This window comes from Paenibacillus sp. UASWS1643 (assembly GCF_008693195.1).
In the GTDB taxonomy this organism is placed as follows: Bacteria; Bacillota; Bacilli; order Paenibacillales; family Paenibacillaceae; genus Paenibacillus; species Paenibacillus amylolyticus_B.
In genome coordinates this window covers 1,105,587-1,125,673 of record NZ_VXKZ01000115.1, presented here as the reverse complement: position 1 = coordinate 1,125,673, position 20,087 = coordinate 1,105,587, and the positions used below count along the sequence as shown (strand labels likewise).

The 20,087-nt window shown below is 47.3% G+C and carries 14 protein-coding genes; 13 read left to right on the top strand and 1 reads right to left on the bottom strand.

Going from position 1 to position 20,087, the window contains the following annotated elements:
- Positions 1–6: 6 nt before the first annotated feature.
- Both FE296_RS29225 and FE296_RS29220 read left to right on the top strand, forming a co-directional pair.
- On the top strand, positions 7–2,058 hold the full coding sequence (locus FE296_RS29225; RefSeq protein WP_124114613.1) for a serine hydrolase domain-containing protein: 2,052 nt from the start codon (positions 7–9) through the stop codon (positions 2,056–2,058).
- A 192-nt stretch (positions 2,059–2,250) separates the two neighbouring features.
- Entirely contained in the window at positions 2,251–3,654 is a 1,404-nt protein-coding gene (locus FE296_RS29220; RefSeq protein ID WP_150367313.1) for a PQQ-binding-like beta-propeller repeat protein, read from the top strand.
- A gap of 69 nt (positions 3,655–3,723) precedes the next feature.
- On the opposite strand, the gene FE296_RS29215 is transcribed toward FE296_RS29220, so the two are convergent.
- Complete coding sequence (locus FE296_RS29215) at positions 3,724–4,398, bottom strand: class I SAM-dependent methyltransferase (RefSeq protein ID WP_091016429.1); 675 nt, start codon at positions 4,396–4,398, stop codon at positions 3,724–3,726.
- Between the two features lie 163 nt (positions 4,399–4,561).
- Between FE296_RS29215 and FE296_RS29210 the strand changes: the two genes are divergently transcribed.
- The 11 genes from FE296_RS29210 (at position 4,562) to FE296_RS29160 (ending at position 20,081) form a co-directional block, all read left to right on the top strand.
- The gene (locus FE296_RS29210) at positions 4,562–5,224 is read left to right on the top strand and encodes a hypothetical protein (protein ID WP_150367312.1); all 663 of its coding nucleotides are present in this window, start codon (positions 4,562–4,564) and stop codon (positions 5,222–5,224) included.
- A gap of 174 nt (positions 5,225–5,398) precedes the next feature.
- Entirely contained in the window at positions 5,399–6,379 is a 981-nt protein-coding gene (locus tag FE296_RS29205; protein ID WP_150367311.1) for an SDR family NAD(P)-dependent oxidoreductase, read from the top strand.
- A gap of 267 nt (positions 6,380–6,646) precedes the next feature.
- The gene (murB, locus tag FE296_RS29200) at positions 6,647–7,537 is read left to right on the top strand and encodes a UDP-N-acetylmuramate dehydrogenase (RefSeq protein WP_150367310.1); all 891 of its coding nucleotides are present in this window, start codon (positions 6,647–6,649) and stop codon (positions 7,535–7,537) included.
- Between the two features lie 146 nt (positions 7,538–7,683).
- Positions 7,684–8,379 carry a hypothetical protein gene (locus FE296_RS29195; RefSeq protein ID WP_150367309.1) on the top strand — a complete coding sequence of 232 codons (696 nt, stop codon included), beginning with the start codon at positions 7,684–7,686 and terminating at the stop codon, positions 8,377–8,379.
- Positions 8,380–8,646: 267 nt separating this feature from the next.
- A complete protein-coding gene (locus FE296_RS29190; protein ID WP_091016421.1) occupies positions 8,647–9,606 on the top strand; it encodes an ABC transporter permease in 960 nt (319 codons plus the stop codon).
- A 2-nt stretch (positions 9,607–9,608) separates the two neighbouring features.
- Positions 9,609–10,478 carry a carbohydrate ABC transporter permease gene (locus tag FE296_RS29185; RefSeq protein ID WP_083679484.1) on the top strand — a complete coding sequence of 290 codons (870 nt, stop codon included), beginning with the start codon at positions 9,609–9,611 and terminating at the stop codon, positions 10,476–10,478.
- Between the two features lie 23 nt (positions 10,479–10,501).
- Positions 10,502–12,040 carry an extracellular solute-binding protein gene (locus FE296_RS29180; protein ID WP_150367308.1) on the top strand — a complete coding sequence of 513 codons (1,539 nt, stop codon included), beginning with the start codon at positions 10,502–10,504 and terminating at the stop codon, positions 12,038–12,040.
- Positions 12,037–13,365, top strand: coding sequence for a Gfo/Idh/MocA family protein (locus tag FE296_RS29175; RefSeq protein WP_150367307.1), 1,329 nt, complete (start codon positions 12,037–12,039; stop codon positions 13,363–13,365). Before FE296_RS29180 ends, FE296_RS29175 begins: the two co-directional genes overlap by 4 nt.
- A gap of 1 nt (position 13,366) precedes the next feature.
- The gene (locus tag FE296_RS29170; RefSeq protein ID WP_150367306.1) at positions 13,367–15,598 is read left to right on the top strand and encodes a glycoside hydrolase family 88/105 protein; all 2,232 of its coding nucleotides are present in this window, start codon (positions 13,367–13,369) and stop codon (positions 15,596–15,598) included.
- A gap of 87 nt (positions 15,599–15,685) precedes the next feature.
- The gene (locus FE296_RS29165) at positions 15,686–17,980 is read left to right on the top strand and encodes an AraC family transcriptional regulator (RefSeq protein ID WP_150367305.1); all 2,295 of its coding nucleotides are present in this window, start codon (positions 15,686–15,688) and stop codon (positions 17,978–17,980) included.
- A gap of 43 nt (positions 17,981–18,023) precedes the next feature.
- Positions 18,024–20,081, top strand: a complete 2,058-nt coding sequence (locus FE296_RS29160) for a glycoside hydrolase family 65 (protein ID WP_150367304.1) — start codon at positions 18,024–18,026, stop codon at positions 20,079–20,081.
- Positions 20,082–20,087: the final 6 nt, after the last annotated feature.

Below are 20,087 nucleotides of genomic sequence, written 5' to 3'. Positions count from 1 at the left end.
CATGGGATGAAAAAATTAATTAGTCTTTTATGTACAGCGGTGCTTGTAATTACACCGCTGGCAGATGTCAGCGCAGAGGCGAATAACAGCGGTACGATCGAGGTACGGGCGGAGCAGATTGCCAAGGAAATGGTGAAAAATTACGGTGTCACGAGTGTGCAATATGCGATCATGGATGAAGGGGAATACATTTTATCAGATAGTGTCGGGCTGCACGATAAGGCATCACAGAAGCCAGTGGACAAGGATAGCATGTATGGCATAGGCTCGGTTAGCAAAATGGTTGTTACGGCAGCCGCCATGAAGCTGGTCGATTCCGGTAAAGTAGATCTGGATGAGCCGCTTACTTCGTATATCAAAGACTTTAAGATGGCAGATGCGCGATATACTCAAATCACACCGCGTATGTTGATGAATCATTCATCCGGTCTTTACGGTACACATTATGGAAACAGCATGTTGTTTGACGATAATGACACCCGCAATCATGATGAACTATTGCTCAAACTTCAGTCCGAAAAACTGAAATCAAAGCCGGGTACCTATTCCGTCTACTGCAATGATGGCTTCCAGTTGCTGGAGCTTATGGTGGAACGGGTGAGTGGGTTAAGCTACAGCGAATATATCGCCAAGTACATCAGCGAGCCGTTGAAGTTGGAATCAACGAAGACACCCTTGGATTCCTTTGACAGAGCGCAGTTATCCGAAACCTATTGGCCTACACTTGAGATGAAGATGCCTACCGAAAATGCAAACATTATCGGCACAGGCGGAGTGTACTCCACCGCAGAAGAATTGAGTCAATTCGGAGAGGTTTTAATGGGGAACAGACCGGATATTCTGTCCGAATCTGCAGTGAAGGCCATGCAATCTCATGAGTATCGTAAGGGCATATGGGTATCTGATGAGCAAAATACGATCAATTATGGCTTGGGGTGGGACGCGGTTGACCTTGCACCTTTCAGCGATTATGGGATTACCGCGCTTGCCAAAGGTGGGGATACCATGTTGTACCATGCCGTGTTAATCACTATACCCGAACATGATATTTCAATGGCGGTTCTATCATCTGGTGGATCTTCCGTCTACAATCAGATGTTTGCCAGCAAAGTGCTGCTGGACGTTCTCGAGGATCAGGGCATCATCGACGATGTTCAGCCTGATCAGAAATTCTCACCACCTGTCAAAGTGAAGATGCCAACAGAATTAAATTCGTACTCCGGTCTCTATGGTACGGTAGGAGAGACATTGGATATAGCGATTAAGGATGGTGAGATGCAACTGCCTGCTTTGCTGGGAGGAATTATTCCTGAGCAGAACTATGTGTACACAGGCGACGAACATTTTACAAGTGCGGATGGCAGTGTGAAAGCTAGTTTTGTGAAGGAACGTAATGACAAGGTGTATGTTAAAGTTCAAGGCATGATAACGTTACCCGGCATAGGCCAAACGGTAATGAACACGTATGATTATCAAAAACTGGATCATAATGCGCTTGACGCAGCAACCAAAGAGAAGTGGACAGCTCGTGACGGCTCGAAATATTACGCGTTGGATGAAAAAATAACATCGATCTTTTATCTGCTTCCATCGATGCTGATCAAGAACCTTTCCGTTGATGCCAAAAATGGCTATGCTAATGGCACGCAAATCATGGATGCGAACAACGCAGAGAATATCGCCCAGATTCCTGTGATGAACGGAAGAGACGCATTTGATCTGCAATTTTACGCGAAGCATGGCGCTGAGATTTTGATTCAGGATGGACAGGAATACATTGCAGAGGATGCGATTACTCCAATCTTTGGTGGGAAAAAAGGAATTACAACTATTCCGGCAAACGGTCAAGCCCGTTGGTATGCGATCGACGCCCGATCGGGTAACAAATCCATCACGGTGGATTCTCCGAAGACCGGAGGTTATGCAGTGTATAATGATAAAGGGGAAATGGTTGACTTCTCTGTAGCAACCAATCCGGAATCGACGAAACTCCCGAAAAGTGGTTTTATCGTTTTTGGTGGGGATGCCGGTGATGTATTCCAGATTGAATTAAAGTAAAGCAGGGACCTCATTACAAAGTCACGTTCCCAACGTGTCACCTAACTAATGTCGTATTCAGGAAGTCGCCAACTGGCGGCTTTTTGATTTTTTAGAATAATTTAACAATCGGGTAACTTTTCGGCCTCACTGCTCGTTATATTTTATGTAGTTATATATTAGGCTCATTTTTCACAGGAGGAATCACTTTCTATGATCAATCGACATAAACGTCACACAATGAAGCATTACAAAAGAAGAGCAGGCAGACCCATCATTGCTGGTCTTACTGCGGGAATGCTGATGGTTCATGGAGTCATCGGCGTGTTACCATCTCAGGTACATGCTGAAGCATCGGATGTATCCATCCGTAACTGGTACTCGTATCAGCGCATCACAGTGCCTGAACTGAAACCTACTTGGACAGCGAAAGTAGATAACTATTTGAACATGAACGAGACGTACATCGGAGCTAATGCCATTGCAGAAGAAGGCAAAGTATTCACGTTTGCTGGATCGAAGTTGATTGCACTTGATGCGACAACAGGTAAACGGTTGTGGACTTACGGCAAAGAACTGACACCTTATATTACCTATCAAGGGGGCGTCCTCTACGGACTGACCAGTGATCACAAGCCATTTGCCTTGAATGCGAAGACAGGCAAAGCCAAATGGCAGTCAGGAACATCCACCTGGATTGATACGGTTCAACGTACGGAAGCGCTGATTCCAACGGTGGATACCCTCTACGTGATTAAGGGGAGTACAACGTTTGCACTGGATATCCAGTCAGGCAAACTGCGCTGGAAGGCAGATGAGCCATTAGGCGAAGGTCACGGTACTGAATATCTTGAAGAGTCTAATGGTATTGTACTTAGAACCTTTTTTGTCCAAGGGGCACTTACATCCGTTCAACTTAATGCGTATGACAAGAAAACGGGCAAGAAGTTATGGGGTCATTTTGGTCAGGGGAAAGGTATTCAGATCAAAGACGGTCTTGTGTATTCGGTGGATTTTTATTCTCCAATGTTGGAAGAGGATGAGTCTTCACCTGAACGCAAATGGAAAGTTAATGCGTACAACCTGAAGACCGGTGTGTTGAAAGGAAGTCAGGAGTACAGGTGGACCATGCCGGGTGACCCACCGTATATGAATGGTAGAGGAGGTATACTTGTCAATAAAGACAAACTGTACATTGCGCAGGGGGACAACATAGCGGAGTATTCGTTGAATACAACCAAGTCGGAAACTACGCCAATTCGAACGTTTCACCAACCTTACGGGGACAAAATGGAGTTACTTGGCATTGTACAGGAACGGCTGGTGTACAAAGACCTCGAGACAGGTGAACTTAAAGGCATTAAGCTGGCTAATGGTCAGGAGGTTCAGTGGCATGGTGATGCCCCGGTTTCTCAGATTGATGTTTACGGTAAAGGAATGTATCGAGCGCAACGTAACGGCACCCTGCTTGCCCTCAACATGATGACGGGTCAGCCAGCTTTTCGAGTCGCTACCGGGGGAGATCTGCACAACACGACATTGAAGACAAACGGAATGATCATCATCCAAGCCGAAGGCAAACTTCTCGGCGTTAAGCTGCCAGCATCGCTGAAATAAGTGATCTAGAATGAAAAATATGTGAGAAGACTGGATTACGGCATAGCTTGCTCATAATCCGGTCTTCTTTTATTTTTGCGCATAAAACACTGCAAAGTCCAAGTACTTGTACATGCAATCTGCCACACGAAACCCCGCTTCCTCCAACCACTTCAATTGATCCTCCAGCGTGGCATTGATATCCACCTTGCGTCTTTCGATCGAAGCCGAGATGGCTTCCTCAGACAAACCACTTTGTTGAATCGCTTCTAACCAGCGTTGGCGGTAATAGGTATCCGTATCGAGGGTTCTTCCCTGAACCTGATCTGCGTTGATGAAGCATCCGCCTGGTTCTAACAGCTTATGTACAGAGTCAAACACCTTTTTCTTGTCAGCGTGGGTCAGATGGTGAATAGACAGGGAGGAAATAATCATGTCGTAGGAACTGGTGAAATCGTACTTGGAGTAATCCCCGACCACATACTGCACTTGGTTCGCATCAGCAAATCTTCGACGTGCTCCTTCGAGCATATGATCACTAATATCGATCAGGGTTAATCGCGCGTTGGGATACTTTTGCAGGACCAATCCGGAGAGCAGTCCCGTTCCTGCACCCAGATCAAGAATACGTGGAGAATCGATCGGGCTTTCCATTAGATCCAGAGCCATTCCATAAAAATCATCAAAACAAGGGATAAGCTGCTTTCGCTGCACATCATAATCTTGGGCTACCTTATCAAACAGCTGCTTTACTGAGAATTCCATGTGCTCATCACTCCTTGAGGTTTTCTCCATATTTTACAAACTGGAAGGGATCAAGGGAAATACTGATTATGGATAAACTCATAGGTTGGACCTATGGGTTCCGAGTCTCTGCCATGGGTAATAACATGTAAGCGCAGAATATAGACAGGGAGGAATGAACCTGATGTTTCAACCACGTTCTATTATGATGAGTATCTCGTTAATCGTTATAGTTCTAACACTTACAGCTTGCTCTGGTAGTAATGAACCTTCGGTTATCCCTGAACCTTCAATGCCAGTAGGTGAATCTGCTCCAGCACCTTCAACAGGAAATGAACAACCATCTGAAACAGATGGAACAGAAGAAGCAGATGAAACGAAGCGTCAACAGACCGAAAGTTTTGAAATGTTGACGGCAGATGGCAATCAATCACTAGAAGCGACCTTGCAACAAGGAGAAGGATTTTCCTTGTACGTATTCGAGAAATTCACATTTGATGCTGCTCAAGGCCGTCTGTCACTGACTAGTAATGCTGACTATTATGTGGATATTGAACCACTGCCTTCGGATTATAATCTGGCAGAACTGAAGACAGCGGGTAAAGAAGAATTAGAAAAAGCCGGCAAGGTATCCGATTATAGTGGGGAACTGGTAGAACACCCGCTTGGTTATGCCGAGCTCTATCTTCAGGCCGCTGGTGAAGAAGGAATTAGCGATTATATGGTCTGGAAATCAGAAGAAGGGGACGCATTTTTATTCCGTCTTCATAATCCAAAAGGAGAAGAGGCCTCTGATTTCGCCAGCCCGGTCCTTGTTTCGTTATCCACCGTTCAGGGTGATTCGTAACTTAGATGACTAATCTTTTCAACGAAAGTCGCCAACTGGCGGCTTTTTTACTTTTGCAGATTGCACGGAGAAGTTGCGAGTGATGTATTCACTTCCATTTGACTTAGAGTACGCTCTAGGGTGTAGACTTTGAAGAGAAGAAGAAGAAGAAATATTGCCAAGGAGATGGACAGAATGACACAGGAAAATAATTTTAGAACTTTACAACATAAAATAGGCTCTGGCTTCAACCATAACAGTACAGCGGAGGATGTATTGAAAGATCTGGACTTGTCAGGACAGCTTGCTATTGTAACGGGTGGATATTCCGGCCTCGGGTTGGAGACGACACGTGCGCTTGTTAATGCAGGAGCCCATGTAGTGGTGACTGCACGTCGTCCAGCGGTTGCGAAGGAAGCACTTTCTGGTCTGGAAGGTGTTGAAATAGATGCATTGGACCTCGCTGATATATCCAGCGTTCGTGCTTTTGCCGAGCGGTTTCTGGCGAGTGATCGGAACATTGACATGCTGATTCTTAATGCGGGCATCATGGCTTGCCCGGAGACACGGGTTGGTCCTGGCTGGGAAGCTCAATTTGCAACAAATCATCTGGGTCACTTTGCCCTGACTAATCTGTTATGGCCAGCACTCACTAGTCAAGGGGGAGCACGTGTTGTTTCCTTGGCATCAGCGGGACATCATTTCTCACCGATTCGTTGGGATGACATCCAGTTTGAGCATGGTTATGAGAAGTTCCCTGCTTATGGACAGTCCAAGACAGCAACCATTTTATTCAGCGTTGAGCTGGACAGACGTGGTGCTGAACAGGGAGTGCGTGCGTTCTCAGTTCATCCAGGTGGAATTATGACGCCGTTGCAGCGTCATATGCCTAAAGATGAGATGATTGCGCTGGGCTGGATTGATGAATCTGGACAAGTGGCCAACCCTTCGTTCAAAACACCTGAGCAGGGGGCAGCAACGCAAGTCTGGGCAGCAACTTCACCTCAGCTTGAGGGCAAAGGCGGTGTCTACTGCGAGGATTGTGACATCAGTGAAATGGCTCCAGAGGATGGAGGTTTCTACGGGGTGAAGGAATATGCGATTGATTCTGAGCAAGCTCTTCGTCTATGGAAACTGTCCGTAGAGCTGACGGATACGGATATCCCAACCACGTAAACCCTTGATTTACACAACAATTAAATTGAGATACACACTAAACGCTGCTGAAGTTGTCCGTAGCGTTTTTTTATATTTTTGCTCAAACGAATTGAGAAAGTAACATCCCTCATGGTTAGGTGAATATCATATATCAGAATAGAGGGAAGAAAGGATACATTATACGGCTCAGTGAAGTGAAATAACTGTGATGGATTGTAATGTGAGTGCTTTTCCATTTAAAATAGAGGAATCATGTTCTTTTTGAGAACGCAGGGAGAGAAAATCATGAATATTTTTGAGCAACACATACCTTTGGAAAAAGTGAAATTTAATGAACCGCTAAAAAATCACACGTTTATTAAAATTGGTGGTAAAGCAGATATCCTCATCCATCCAACAACGATAGACGAAATCACTAAAATCGTAGAGATTGCCAACATACATCAATTGCCGCTGACGGTTATTGGCAAAGGCTCCAACGTCATCATCAAAGATGGAGGCATCCGTGGTGTAACCATTTCCCTTAGTCATTTCGATCAAATTAAAGTGAGTGAGGACAGCATGATTGCCCAAAGCGGTGTTGATATCATTGATGTATCCAGACTTGCTTTGGAGCATAGCTTGACTGGTTTGGAGTTTGCTTGCGGTATTCCCGGCAGCACGGGGGGCGCACTTTACATGAATGCGGGTGCTTATGGCGGTCAGATCGCCGATGTTGTTGAACGTGCGACTGTGATCACCAAAGACGGTGCAGTGTTGGAGATCCCGCGAGAAGAGATGAAGTTTGGATATCGAAATAGTCTCTTCAAGATGGATCACTATATCATACTGGAGGCCGAATTCAGGCTCAAAAAAGGAAACAAGGAAGATATTGCAAGCAAAATGAAGGAATTAACGTTCCTGAGAGAATCCAAGCAGCCGCTGGAATTCCCCTCTTGTGGAAGTGTATTTAAACGACCCGAAGGACATTTTGCCGGTAAACTGATTCAGGATTGTAACTTGCAGGGCACTCGCATCGGAGGTGCAGAAATCTCCATGAAGCATGCAGGTTTTATCGTAAATGTGGATCACGCTACTGCCCAGGATTATATGGATCTGATCCAATTTATTCAGAAAAAAGTATATGATACGTTCCAAGTTGAATTGGAAACCGAAGTCATTTTTCTGGGAGAATAGCTTCGATGAATACTTAAAAGGTCGCCATTGGCGACCTTTTTTGATTGGATGAATTGGACTCGGACAAGAATCCACATGCTAATTATGGTAATATCAGAGTGATTGTATTTAATATTTCATCGTGATTATAAGGAGTGCACTTGGAGATGTTCAAACGTAACAGGAGAATCCTGCTAATCGCAGCTATGGTAATTTTACTGTCGCCCTTGTCAGTCCTGACATATATGTATGTGAATGAACGTGCAGGCGGCCTAGCCGATCAACGGATATCTAAAGTTTGGGGATTAAGTGAACCTATACAGATTCCTATAGCGAACAGTCCTGAGAGGGCAGTTCAGGAATTTAGAGGTGAGTTTGATACCTCCCAATTTATTCATCAGGAGGCTGTAGACGGAGGCATGATTTTGTTCACACAAAAAAAGGGGCGGGAAAACAACAGTAATCTTCAAATGGAGTATACTCGCAAGAACATTTTCGGATGGAAATGGGTATGGGGTGGAGGATATTCCATAAGTGAGGGTCAACACACCAAGTTTGCTTTGGATTATATGAGTATACCGAAGTTGGATAAAGTTTCGGCCCCGTTTCCCATGTTATTTGGTAATATTAAAGATTCATCCATTAAACGTTTATATGTAGAGACCAAGGAAGATGGAAAAGTGATTGAGACCGAAGCGAAACTGGTTGAGGTGAGTCATGGACATCTAATCTGGTATGTTTTCCTTCCTCCGTCAGCCGCTATCCCATATGTAATGAAGGGATTTAACGAAGAAGGGAAACTCATTACCCATGAACAAATTAAAGATGCCAATGACAGCGGGTCGTTAACTCTCCGAAAATGATCTCGTGGACTATCTAGATACATATGGTAAAGGACAACATACATTGATTCTTAAGAGGTCGCCTTATGGCGGCTTTTTTTGTTGCCATTGTAGTACAAACCATTCCGCCAGTGAATGAACCGATCCTGCAAACCCGCGTCACGCAAGCGATTGGCTCATGCTATGGCTGATTGAACGATTGTTGCTGATCCCGCTCTCGCTTAACATGTGAACAGAGGAGCCTGCTCGTCATTCACCATCATTCTGTCAAAGGGGGCCTGCGATCGTATGGCTGAGCTGTCGGAAACATCAACGTTGCAACCCGGGGTTACAGTCAACAAACCCGTCAAACCAAGTTATCTGCGTAACATTCGAAAACACTGGATGTTGTATGTCATGATCCTGCCCGGCATTTTGTTCTATATTATTTTCAAGTACATTCCACTTGGCGGAAGCGTGATTGCATTTCAGAATTTTCAGATTATGAAAGGCATATGGAGCAGTCCATGGGTTGGCCTGGATAACTTCAAGTTTATTTTTACGTATCAGGACTTCTATCATGTGCTTCGGAACACAGCTCTGATTGCCTTATACAAACTGGTGATCGGATTTCCTGCTCCGATCCTGCTAGCGCTATTGTTCAACGAAGTGAGAAAAATGCTTGCCAAACGCTTTTTGCAGAGTCTGTTTTATCTGCCTCATTTTCTCTCCTGGGTTGTTGTCGGGGGGATCGTGTTTGAGGTGCTAGCCTCGGGTGGTTTTGTAAACGCTGTCCGTGGATGGTTCGGGTTCGAGCCGATCCTGTATATGCAGCAGGAGCAATATTTCCGACCTATTGTTGTGCTGTCCTCTATCTGGAAAGAGGTAGGGTGGGGAACGATTATATATCTCGCTGCGGTAAGTGGCATTGATCCCACGCAATATGAAGCGGCAGTGATGGACGGAGCGAACCGCTGGAAGCAAACGATCTACATTACATTGCCTGCATTGTTCCCGACGATCTTAACCCTGTTCCTGCTGAATATCGGCAATTTCCTGGAACTTGGCTTTGATCAGATCTATAACCTGCTGACACCGATGACCTACTCGGTAGGGGATATCATTGAAACGTACGTATACCGCTCTGGTGTCCTGCAAGGGCAATATAGCGTAACAACAGCGATTGGTCTATTTCAGTCGGTGATTGGCTTCATTCTGCTCTGGGTCTTCAATCGGCTAGCGAGAAAATCAGGAGAGGGGTTGTGGTAATGATCAAGCAGACGATTGGAGAAAAGCTGTTCCAAACCGCCAACTACATTTTCCTGACGCTTGCGGCCTTTACGATGCTCCTTCCGTTGCTACATCTGCTTGCGGTTTCCCTGAGTTCGCCGGTTGCGGCAGACTCCAAAGAAGTATTTCTGTGGCCCGTTGGCTTTACTTTCGCGTCATGGAAACACATTCTACAAAGCTCGGGCTTATGGCAATCGTTCGGTGTAACCGTATTCATTACGGTAGTGGGTACTGCGCTTAGTATGTTATTTTCGGTGTTGACCGCTTTTCCGTTATCGCGCAGAGAATTCATGATTCGCAAACAAGTGATGCTGGGCATCGTAATTACGATGATTTTTAATGCCCCGATGATTCCATTCTTTCTGACAGTAAGGGAGCTGGGCATGATGAATTCCATCTGGTCCCTGATTATTCCTGGTGTAATTGGCACATTTAATATGGTCATTCTGCGTACCTTTTTCATGAGCTTGCCCAAAGAACTTGATGACACGGCCCGAATCGACGGTTGCCATGACTTCCGGATTCTGTTTCAGATTTATTTGCCGCTATCCAAGCCGGTTCTGGCTACGGTCAGTCTGTTCTATGCGGTGGGATACTGGAACACGTTCCAGCGGGCGGTACTGTTTCTACGTGATCCAGGGCTCTGGCCTTTGCAGATGAAGCTGCGAGCGTATTTAACCAGCCCGGAGGAACTGGCCCAGGTAAATATGTTTCTTGGGGATTACAACTTCAATACAACCACGTTAAAGGCAGCGACGATACTTTTTGCAAGCGTTCCCATTATTTTGGTGTATCCTTATCTACAGAAGTATTTTGTGAAAGGTTCATTGCTCGGATCACTGAAAGAATAAACCATGTTCAGGGGGATGATTTCATGAGAAAACAACTAACCCGCAAGATGAAGCCGCTAATGCTCAGTCTAGCCATACTGTTGGTCGCTGGTTGTGGATCAGCGACTACAAGTTCCGGAAATGACGTTGGTAACGGCGAAGACAGTGGTGGAGCTGCAAAAGTCAAAGTATTCAAAAGCCATATGGGCGTTGGCAGCTTGCCAACTGCGGATAATCCACATGTGAAATACATTGCTGAACAGACGGGAGTCCAGTATGAACTCATTACAACGCCTCCCGGTTCGGAGCCATCCGAATACTTGAACCTGATGATTGCCTCCGATGAACTGCCAGATATCCTGCGTCCGATTGGAGGCATTGAGCAGACACTGATTCAGCAGGGAGGCGCGTTACCTTTGGATGAACTGCTGCCTGAATATGCACCCCATGTGTGGGAGAGTATTCCTCAGGAAGCTTGGGATATCGTTCGCTCTGCTTCCCCTGATGGCAAAATCTATTATGTACCTAAGGTATTCCTTGTGCCTGAACGTGCACCGTTAATTCGTCAGGATTGGGTGGATAAGGTGGGCATGGAGATGCCAAAGACCACTGATGATTATGTCGAGCTGCTCACAGCTTTCCGTGACAAGGACCCGAATGGCAACGGCAAACCGGATGAACTGCCAACAAGCGGCAGGGAATTCGGCAGATGGATGGACCATTTGTTTGCGATGTACGGGGTAGCGATGTGGGAAGGTTATCCCGAATGGGATGAATACGATGGAAAAATCCAGTACGCAGGGACTACCGACAATATGCGGGAAGCAATCAAGTTCATTCGCATGTTATATGTGGAAAAACTGCTGGACAATGAAACCTTCCTGAACAAAGGGGAAGTGTGGCAGGCCAAAATCAATAATAACCTCGTAGGCAGCTGGTATCATTTGCCTGCAAATGTGCGAGATCGGTACAATGCGATGCTGACCCAGGCTCCAGATGCCTACATTGCAGCAATGCCCTTGCCCAAAGCCGAAGGGTTTGAAGCTTTTGTCACCCAGAAAAGCATGGGTGAACCGGAATGGATGATCCCAGCCACCAAACAGGATAATGCGCCAAATGCGCTGAAGCTGCTGGACTTCTTCTATAATCCTGAAAATGATGAGTTTGGTCGCTTCGGTCTTGAGGGTGAGCAGCATGAAGTCAAGGATGGACGCAAAGTCATTCTTCCACCTGCTGACAACAAACCGCTTGCCTTGGGTATGAAGAATCTGACTACAGCAGAAGACATGAACAAGCGGATTGAAGAGACATATCCGGAAGATCAGCAGCAAATGGTCAAAGACATGTTCAAAGTCAGCACTGCCGATGCGCGGCAAATTGCCGGTGACGGTCTGCCAGCCTCTGTGTATGAAGGTTTTCCTGATATCCAGTCTCACAAGTTGTTTCAAGAGGTATTGACCAAGATTGTCATCGGCGAGCTGCCGATCGAGGCTTATGATGAATATGTGAAGAAATGGAATGCTTCCGGGGGCGAAGTGGTCACCCAGCGTGTACAGGAATGGTATGAGAAGGTGAGAAAATGAAAAAGAGATATGCCCTATGCGGGGTCAGCGGCAGAGCATTGGGACAATTTGCAAAACCAATTCATGAGCTGTTCTCTCATAATTCAGAGGTTGTCGCTTTGCTGGATACCGATCCTGCACGATTTGAAGTCTATCGCGCCCGTTTTTCTGAGCACACAGAAGTAGCAGTATATGGAGCTTCGGATTTCGGGGTTATGGTCGATGAGACGCGGCCTGACTGTATCATCGTGGCTGGCAGGGACGATACTCATGCCCACTATATTGTTGCCGCGTTGGAGCGGGATCTCGATGTTATCACCGAAAAGCCGATGACGACTACTGGAGCTGATGCCAGACGCATTCTGGAAGCAGAAGCAAGGAGTAAGGGCAACGTCATCGTAACGTTCAATTATCGGTATATGCCGATCCACATGCGCATCAAGGAATTGATTCAGGAGGGGAAACTCGGTCGCGTCACTTCCATCGACCTTAACTGGTATATCGATACCCATCACGGCTCCAGTTATTTTAAACGGTGGAACCGTGAACGGGCATTCTCGGGCGGTCTGTCTGTCCATAAAAGTACCCACCACTTTGATCTGGTCCAGTGGTGGATCAATCAAAAGCCAGTTGAAGTTTTTGCCTATGGAGCACTGAACTATTACGGGGCTGAAGGTGAATGGAATCCGGCACAGGAGGACGGAAGACATTGCCGTACATGCCATGTCTCAGAAGATTGCGCCTATTATTCCCGCTGGACGTCCCGCAGTCGTCAGATCCGGGTACCGGATGACCATCTGAACCAGCTCGGTACAGCAAGCCAGCAGGAGTTTCCATACACTTCATACCGCCCCGACCAGTGTATCTTCGATTCCACCATTGAGATTGAAGACACGTATGCCGCAACCGTGAAATATAGTGGCGGCGCGCTGATGAGTTATTCGGTCAATTTCTCACTTCCTTACGAAGGGTACCGTTTGGCGATAAATGGCACGAAGGGCAGGCTAGAAACATTGGAGTATCATATGCCGGCCCGGACGCCTTTTCCCACACCCGTCCAGACGATCGATTACTTTCCGCTCTTTGGTTCAAAAGAAACGATCCATGTTGTTCATCGTGAAGGCGGACATGGAGGAGGAGATCCACTGCTGCTGGAGGATATTTTCCTCGGCGAAGATAAGAGACGCCCTTACCGAATTCTGTCTGGCGCTGAAGACGGCGCTTACTCCGTTGCCGCTGGAGAAGCAGTATGGCGATCTGTGGAAGAGCATCGGCCGATTACCGTAGACGAAGTGCTGAGTGGTTGGAACAGCAGAGTGCCCACGCACAAAGGGAGGGAGGAGTGACATGAGCAGACCTGTGTATTTTGAACTGGAGGAGAGCATGGCTTATCACAGTGGTGAAGACGTTATGCACGCCCTGATGAGCATTGCAGGAAGGTATATTGGAGCCAATCCTCCGCATCCCCCGGTCTACAGGGTAAGTAGATCAGGACTTGTGCGCAAGTCCGATGATCACCGCTATGATTTTCCATTGGGGGATCTATTCCCCGACATGCAGAGAGGACAACAGGTCTATGCATGGGCCAAACTGTGGAGTGACAGTGATCAGGAATTTATTTTTCATATTACCTGCTTCGGACCTGTTAGGCTATATCATAATGGCGTGCTGATCTATGGTTCTGCACCTGAAGAGGAATATCCAGCGATTCCTGTTCTGAAACTGAAATGTGGACTGGTCAGAGGTTGGAATCATTTCGTTCTTGAATTCAAATCAGGGGAAAAGGGGGGAGGTGGCCAGTTTGGCACTGGCTCCCGGAAGAACAAACCACTTCACTTCATTGTGCCTTCGCTCGAACGAGATGGGGAAGAAGGCTGGCTCTACAGCGAGCCTTTGGATTTTCCGTTGTCGGAAATTCCTTCTGGCCCCATGCGAGAGAAGGCCACTGGCGTTAACTGGTTGCCTCGGGAGGAAGACCCCGAGAAGGCATCGCCTTATGGACAGTTGGCACGGATGTATGGACTGACCAGCGGCATGTCTGCGTATGCATGGACGAAGATAGGTGGTACGAAATGTGGCAAGGAGACTGTGCTAATCTCTGGTGAGGCCTACAGCCCGATTGAATTCTCGGTGGAGGGCAAGGTGGTATTCCATCAAGAGCATGCCGGACGCTTTCGCTTCGAACTGCCATTGTCAGCTGGCGTGCAAGATCTGACAGCGAACTGTGTAGGTGGAGACCGGGATTGGGGATTCCGTATGGATGCAACTACAGATGAGATGTTGACACCCGCACTGGATGTGAAGGGGCACAGAGGCAAGTGGCTGTACCTGGGTCCTTTTCAAGCGGAACAGGAGATTGATCTGGCTTCCTGCCAGAAGATGAAGCGGACTGCTCGTAGCGGAACAGGTGAAGACGTATACTGGCGAACAGAGCTGCCAGACGGAGAGGTACGTCCATTTCTGGAAAATGAATGGTTCGGCCGATGGAACTATCCCCTGGGCGTCACGTTATACGGATTGCTTCAGCTTGGCAAAGCGGGTCAACGATCGGATATTCGAGATTACGTGCTGAATCACATTGAATTTGCCTCTTCACGTTTCAGCTACTCCTTATGGGACAGAGAACGTTATGGTGCAGCTGGGCTGAATAATCAGCTCTCCCATATCGACAGCCTGGACGACTGTGGATCTTTCGGCGCCACCATGCTGCTTGCCGATCGGGAACGCAAGTTGGACGGCATTTCAGAGGCGGCAGCTCATATCGCTGACTATATTTTGCATCAACAGTCCCGTCTGGAAGATGGCACTTTATACCGCAAGATTGGTGTCTCCAGATCAATGGATAACACGATGTGGTGTGATGATCTGTATATGAGCATCCCGTTCCTGTGTAGATACGCCGAATGGTCTGGTGACGATAAGCTGCTGGATGAAGCGGCAAGACAGGTTCTTTTGTATAAAAAGTATCTGTATATTCCAGAGCTTCAAATCATGTCCCATGTATTCGATGTGGAGCGAGGCGAGCCAACACGGACCCCTTGGGGTCGAGGCAACGGCTGGGTACTGTTCTCTTTGTCGGAGCTGCTGACGGCCCTTCCTCATGACCATCCATCCTATACAGTTCTCATTCAGTTCTACAGGGAATTGTGTGAAGGGTACTTGGCATTGCAGGGCAGAAACGGACTGTGGCATCAGGTATTAACGGACCCGGAGTCGTATGAGGAAACCTCCTGTACCTCCATGTTCATCTATGCGTATGCCCGAGGGGTGCGAAAGGGTTGGCTTTTAGATCCAAAACCCTATGCACAAGCGGCGTATCAAGGGTGGAAGGGGCTATCTGAGCGCACAATTGATAAAAGAGGCAATGTATACGGCGTATGTCGTGGCTCCAGCTACTCCTTCATGAATCACTATTACAAGCATGAACTGGGTTGGAATCTGAATGATACCCATGGGATCGGCATTGTACTTCTTGCTGGGCTTGAAACTATTGCCATGCAAGAATGGCAGACATACACGCCGGTTTTCGCTGCGGAAAGGGTCGGAACACCGGAGAAATTGGAGAAGTCATCTTTTTAGAGGGAGAAAATAGGCTGTTGGACCGGGTCGTATTGGGCATATGGGAACGGTATAATATCGGTATATTGCATATGAGGTGGGATAATTGTGACCCTTTCCTTCTTAAAGTGGCTAAAATTCAATTTCACCAATACCCAGACCCGGCTGCTGCTGATTCTGACTGTTGTTGTCTTCATGATTATTATTGCGGTGGGGATGACGACGTATTATTCTTCCAAATCGGTGTTACAGCAGGAATTAAGTGAGCCGCAACACCAGATGCTGCGTATCAGCATGAATGATATTGATGAAGTGATCCGGGAAAGTGATCAGATTGCGGTGAAAATTGCACTGAACAGTAATGTATACCGATTTCTCACCAATGAAGTACAGGGATCATACCGCAATATTACGGAACTGGTACAATTTCTGGAAACCTTAATCAGTAGTACGTCTTTTATTAAGAGCGCTTACATTTTTGATATGAATCGGGAGAGCATTGTTGCCTTCCCACAAGGCTACAGCTCCAGCAAGGTTAATTTCCCGGATTCGGATTGGGTTAGCGTTGCCGATGAACTTGAAGATCGTCCCATGCTGGTCAAGCAACGTGAGATTTCCACTTCTTCTGGTGCATCCATGCCGCAAATTACACTTTACCGAAAAATAATGATCGCTGGCGAGTTGAAAGGGATTATCGCAGTTAATTTCAAGACAGAGAAGATGTTCGAGCACATGCTGCTCTCATCCGTCTCCGACCTTGACAGCCATCGGTTCATCCTCGATACCAACAACCAGCCTTTATATGATCTCGGCAATTATGCTGTCGGAGAGGAAGCGGTCAGTCATGTACTCACTCAACTGGATGGTGAAAAGCTTGGTGAGTTTAAACATGAAGGTAAGCTTTTACTGGCTTCACAGACCATTTCACCGTACACCGGATGGCGTTATCTGTCCGTGATATCACAAGACAGTCTTCTGGCTAATGCACAGAAGATTCGCAATATTGTTTTTATCGTATCTTTGTTGGCGCTTGTAGCAGGAGCGGTTACGATCACAGTTTACAATGCAGCTGCTTTTAGACCGGTAAGACGCATGAGACAACTGCTCAGCGGTTACGACCAGGAGAGAATCCATCCGGAGCAGATTGATCTGGAGAAAATAACGGGGCAATTGCTAACGGATCATGCTCAGCAGGCCATCAATCTCAGGCAGACCCTTCCGGAAGCTTCATCCAAATTTCTGACGGATATCTATAACGGACATATGACAGGAAGTCGGGAAATTAGCGAGAAATGGTGCCGTTATTTCAAGGATTGGAGCGATGAGCCACTCTCTATTGCCATGTTGTCGATTGATAATTATAAGGCCTGGTGTGAGCGCTTTACGAAGTCAGATCACTCCCTGCTGAAATTTGCCATTGGTAATATCATAGCTGAACTGTTGTCTGGACAATGGCGGGTGTTATCAGCCGATCTGGGCAGAGACCGGATGCTCGTGATGCTGCAACCGATTCATTCTGGCGGTAGCAAGAGCGTAGCGACAGCGATACGAGAGACGATTGGCATGATTCCTCGCTTGCTCAAGTTTCAGGTATCGAGCGGTGTAAGCGGGGGGCACGACGGATTCATGCGACTTCAGCGAGCCATGCATGAGGCGGAAAGTGCGCTGGATTACAGATTCTACCTGGGGTATGAACGAGTTATTTCGTTTGAAGAGATCTCGGGTCTGCAACCAACCGAGAACACATTGGAAGAACTTGAATTCATGACTCAACTGACGGAGACCGTCGAAGCAGGAAGGGGTGAAGAAGCCCTGAGGACTTTTGACAAGATAGTTGGTCGAATGACTCACGAACAATGGCATCCTTCATCAGCGCTGGCCTTTCTTGAAGCTGTTGCAGCTACACTTGAACGAATTCGCCTGAAGCGTGAGACAGAAGGTTGCGGACTCGAAATGGTGGATATGCAGACCATGCATCTGGAGGCTGTCTGTGAAGTGCTGCGAAGCCAGATCGAAGGTTTGGCAGAATGGTTCGGTAGTCTTATGCTCAGCAAGGATTTCATACTGTGTCAACAGATGATTGCATTTATGAACAACCACCTGGAAGACCCGGTAAGCATTCAGGAGATTGCCGAGCATGCCGGGATCGGAAGCAGTTTGGCAAGTCAGTTGTTCAAGCAGGAAATGGGTGATACCATCCACGGATATTTCACCAAGCTTCGCATGGAACGTGCCTGTGAACTATTGCTGGATACGGATTATAGAATTTCCGAGATCGCAACGATGGTGGGTTATCAGCATGAGAACAGCTTTATTCGTGTGTATCGAAAATACAAAGACATTACACCGGGCAAGTACAGGGAGGTAATGCGAAGCCGCAGGGGTGTACTACGGGAATCATGACCCATACTTGAACCCATAGAATGACAAGGAGGCAGAGCCATTGATGGATCGACAATCGGTCGTCACCAGGAATCATCCCGTATTAACGCAGCTTGAGCCCAGATCGCCTTTATCTGTAGGTAATGGAGAATTTGCATTCAGTGCTGATTTTACGGGACTTCAGACGTATCCAGAACTGTATGAACTACCTCTTGGTACACAATCCAACTGGGGGTGGCATTATACGGGCGGTCATCATGTATTCGGAGATGAGGATATTGTCTATCAGGCATTTGAGACATATGGCCGCAAAGTGCCATACCCCATGAAGCCCGAAGACAAGGAAGAAGCCTATCATTGGCTTAGGCAGAACCCGCATCGAGTTCAGCTTGGACGCATTTCATTTCGTTTGCTAGGAGAAGATGGTCAGGAGACGGACGTCACCCATGTCGTTCCGGTACGTCAGGAATTGAATCTATGGACCGGAATTCTGCACAGTGAATTTACCGTTCAGGGGGAAGAAGTGCGTGTAGAGACAGCCTGTGACCCACGGCTCGATTGTATCGCCATTTGTGTACAATCCGAATTAATCCGTAAGCAGCGTCTGCAACTTTTTGTTCTATTTCCAGCGCCCGATATGACACACCGGAGCTGGTCAAAATCAGTATTCCCCGACTGGAAGCAAAATGACAGACATTCTACTGTGCTGACATCGGTCACTTCGACTTCCGCATCGTTGAAACGTGTGCTGGATGAAGATGAGTATGCATTGGAATGGATCTGGGACGCAGGCCAACTGGAACAGACGGGAACTCATGAATTCACCCTATCTCCCAAGGCCGTACCAGACTCGGACATTTGGTCGTGCAGTGTATCTTTTGCTGCACATAAGCCGGAAACCTTGCCAGCAGATACAGTGTTGCGATCAAGCTCGGTCCACTGGAATCAGTTCTGGAATGATGGCGGAGTGATTGATTTTGAAGGCAGTTCAGATCCGCGTGCCGCTGAACTGGAGCGTAGAGTAGTCCTATCCCAGTTCCTGAGTGCGGTGCACAGTGGTGGGTCCATGCCACCACAAGAGACCGGATATATGTATAACAGCTGGTTCGGAAAAATGCATCTGGAGATGCATTGGTGGCATGCAGCGCATTTTCCGCTCTGGAATCGGACCGATCTGTTGTGCAAGAGTCTGGACTGGTACCTGACCATCCTGCCAGAAGCACACGAACTGGCACGCTCTCAAGGTTATGTCGGTGCGCGATGGCCCAAAATGGTGGGTTATAACGGGCATCAGACTCCGTCGCCAGTAGCTCCGGGATTGATCTGGCAGCAACCACATCCCATGGCACTAGCTGAGATGTGTTATCTGTCTCGGCCTGACCCTGCTATATTAACAAGGTATAGGGATATCGTATTTGAAGCAGCTGACTTTATGGTGTCCTATGCCCATTGGGATGGGAAAAGGCAAGCGTATGTGTTAGGTCCGCCGCTTATTCCTGCGCAGGAGAATCACGCCATGACCGATAGTTTGAATCCGCCCTATGAACTGGAGTACTGGAAATTCGGTTTGGAGATAGCCATCCTTTGGGCAGAGCGTTTGAATCATCCAGCCAATCCAGACTGGCGAAGAGTGGCTTCTTATATGGCTAAACCTCGACATGAGAACGGAGTTTATCTCGCACACGAGAATTGTCCGGACACTTACACCGTTAAAAACCATGATCATCCCTCGATGGTTGGAGCACTTGGACTATTGCCAGGTTCATTAATCGATCCGGAGATCATGAGAAATACGTTGCTCAAGGTCAAAGAATGCTGGGACTGGGAATCCGCCTGGGGTTGGGATTTTCCGATGTGCGCGATGACAGCGGCCAGATTGAATGAACCAGAGCTTGCAGTGGATTTCCTGATGATGGATGCCACGAAGAACACGTATTTGCCTAATGGACACAACTATCAGAGAGCAGGGTTGTGGGCATATCTTCCCGGGAACGGTGGTCTCCTAACCGCTGTCGCCATGATGGCCGCCGGCTGGACAGGGGCAGGAGAACAAGCGAATCCGGGATTTCCACGGGATGGAAGCTGGACTGTGAAGTGGGAAGGTCTTCATCCTTTGATGTAATCATCA

Excerpts from the sequence above, each read along its gene's own strand:
- FE296_RS29210 (WP_150367312.1), top strand. The coding sequence starts at position 4,562 with ATGTTTCAACCACGTTCTATTATGATGAGTATCTCGTTAATCGTTATA.
- FE296_RS29220 (WP_150367313.1), top strand. The coding sequence starts at position 2,251 with ATGATCAATCGACATAAACGTCACACAATGAAGCATTACAAAAGAAGA.
- FE296_RS29205 (WP_150367311.1), top strand. The coding sequence starts at position 5,399 with ATGACACAGGAAAATAATTTTAGAACTTTACAACATAAAATAGGCTCT.
- FE296_RS29170 (WP_150367306.1), top strand. The coding sequence starts at position 13,367 with ATGAGCAGACCTGTGTATTTTGAACTGGAGGAGAGCATGGCTTATCAC.
- FE296_RS29195 (WP_150367309.1), top strand. The coding sequence starts at position 7,684 with ATGTTCAAACGTAACAGGAGAATCCTGCTAATCGCAGCTATGGTAATT.
- FE296_RS29180 (WP_150367308.1), top strand. The coding sequence starts at position 10,502 with ATGAGAAAACAACTAACCCGCAAGATGAAGCCGCTAATGCTCAGTCTA.
- FE296_RS29160 (WP_150367304.1), top strand. The coding sequence starts at position 18,024 with ATGGATCGACAATCGGTCGTCACCAGGAATCATCCCGTATTAACGCAG.
- FE296_RS29225 (WP_124114613.1), top strand. The coding sequence starts at position 7 with ATGAAAAAATTAATTAGTCTTTTATGTACAGCGGTGCTTGTAATTACA.
- FE296_RS29175 (WP_150367307.1), top strand. The coding sequence starts at position 12,037 with ATGAAAAAGAGATATGCCCTATGCGGGGTCAGCGGCAGAGCATTGGGA.
- FE296_RS29215 (WP_091016429.1), bottom strand. The coding sequence starts at position 4,398 with ATGGAATTCTCAGTAAAGCAGCTGTTTGATAAGGTAGCCCAAGATTAT.
- FE296_RS29190 (WP_091016421.1), top strand. The coding sequence starts at position 8,647 with ATGGCTGAGCTGTCGGAAACATCAACGTTGCAACCCGGGGTTACAGTC.
- murB (WP_150367310.1), top strand. The coding sequence starts at position 6,647 with ATGAATATTTTTGAGCAACACATACCTTTGGAAAAAGTGAAATTTAAT.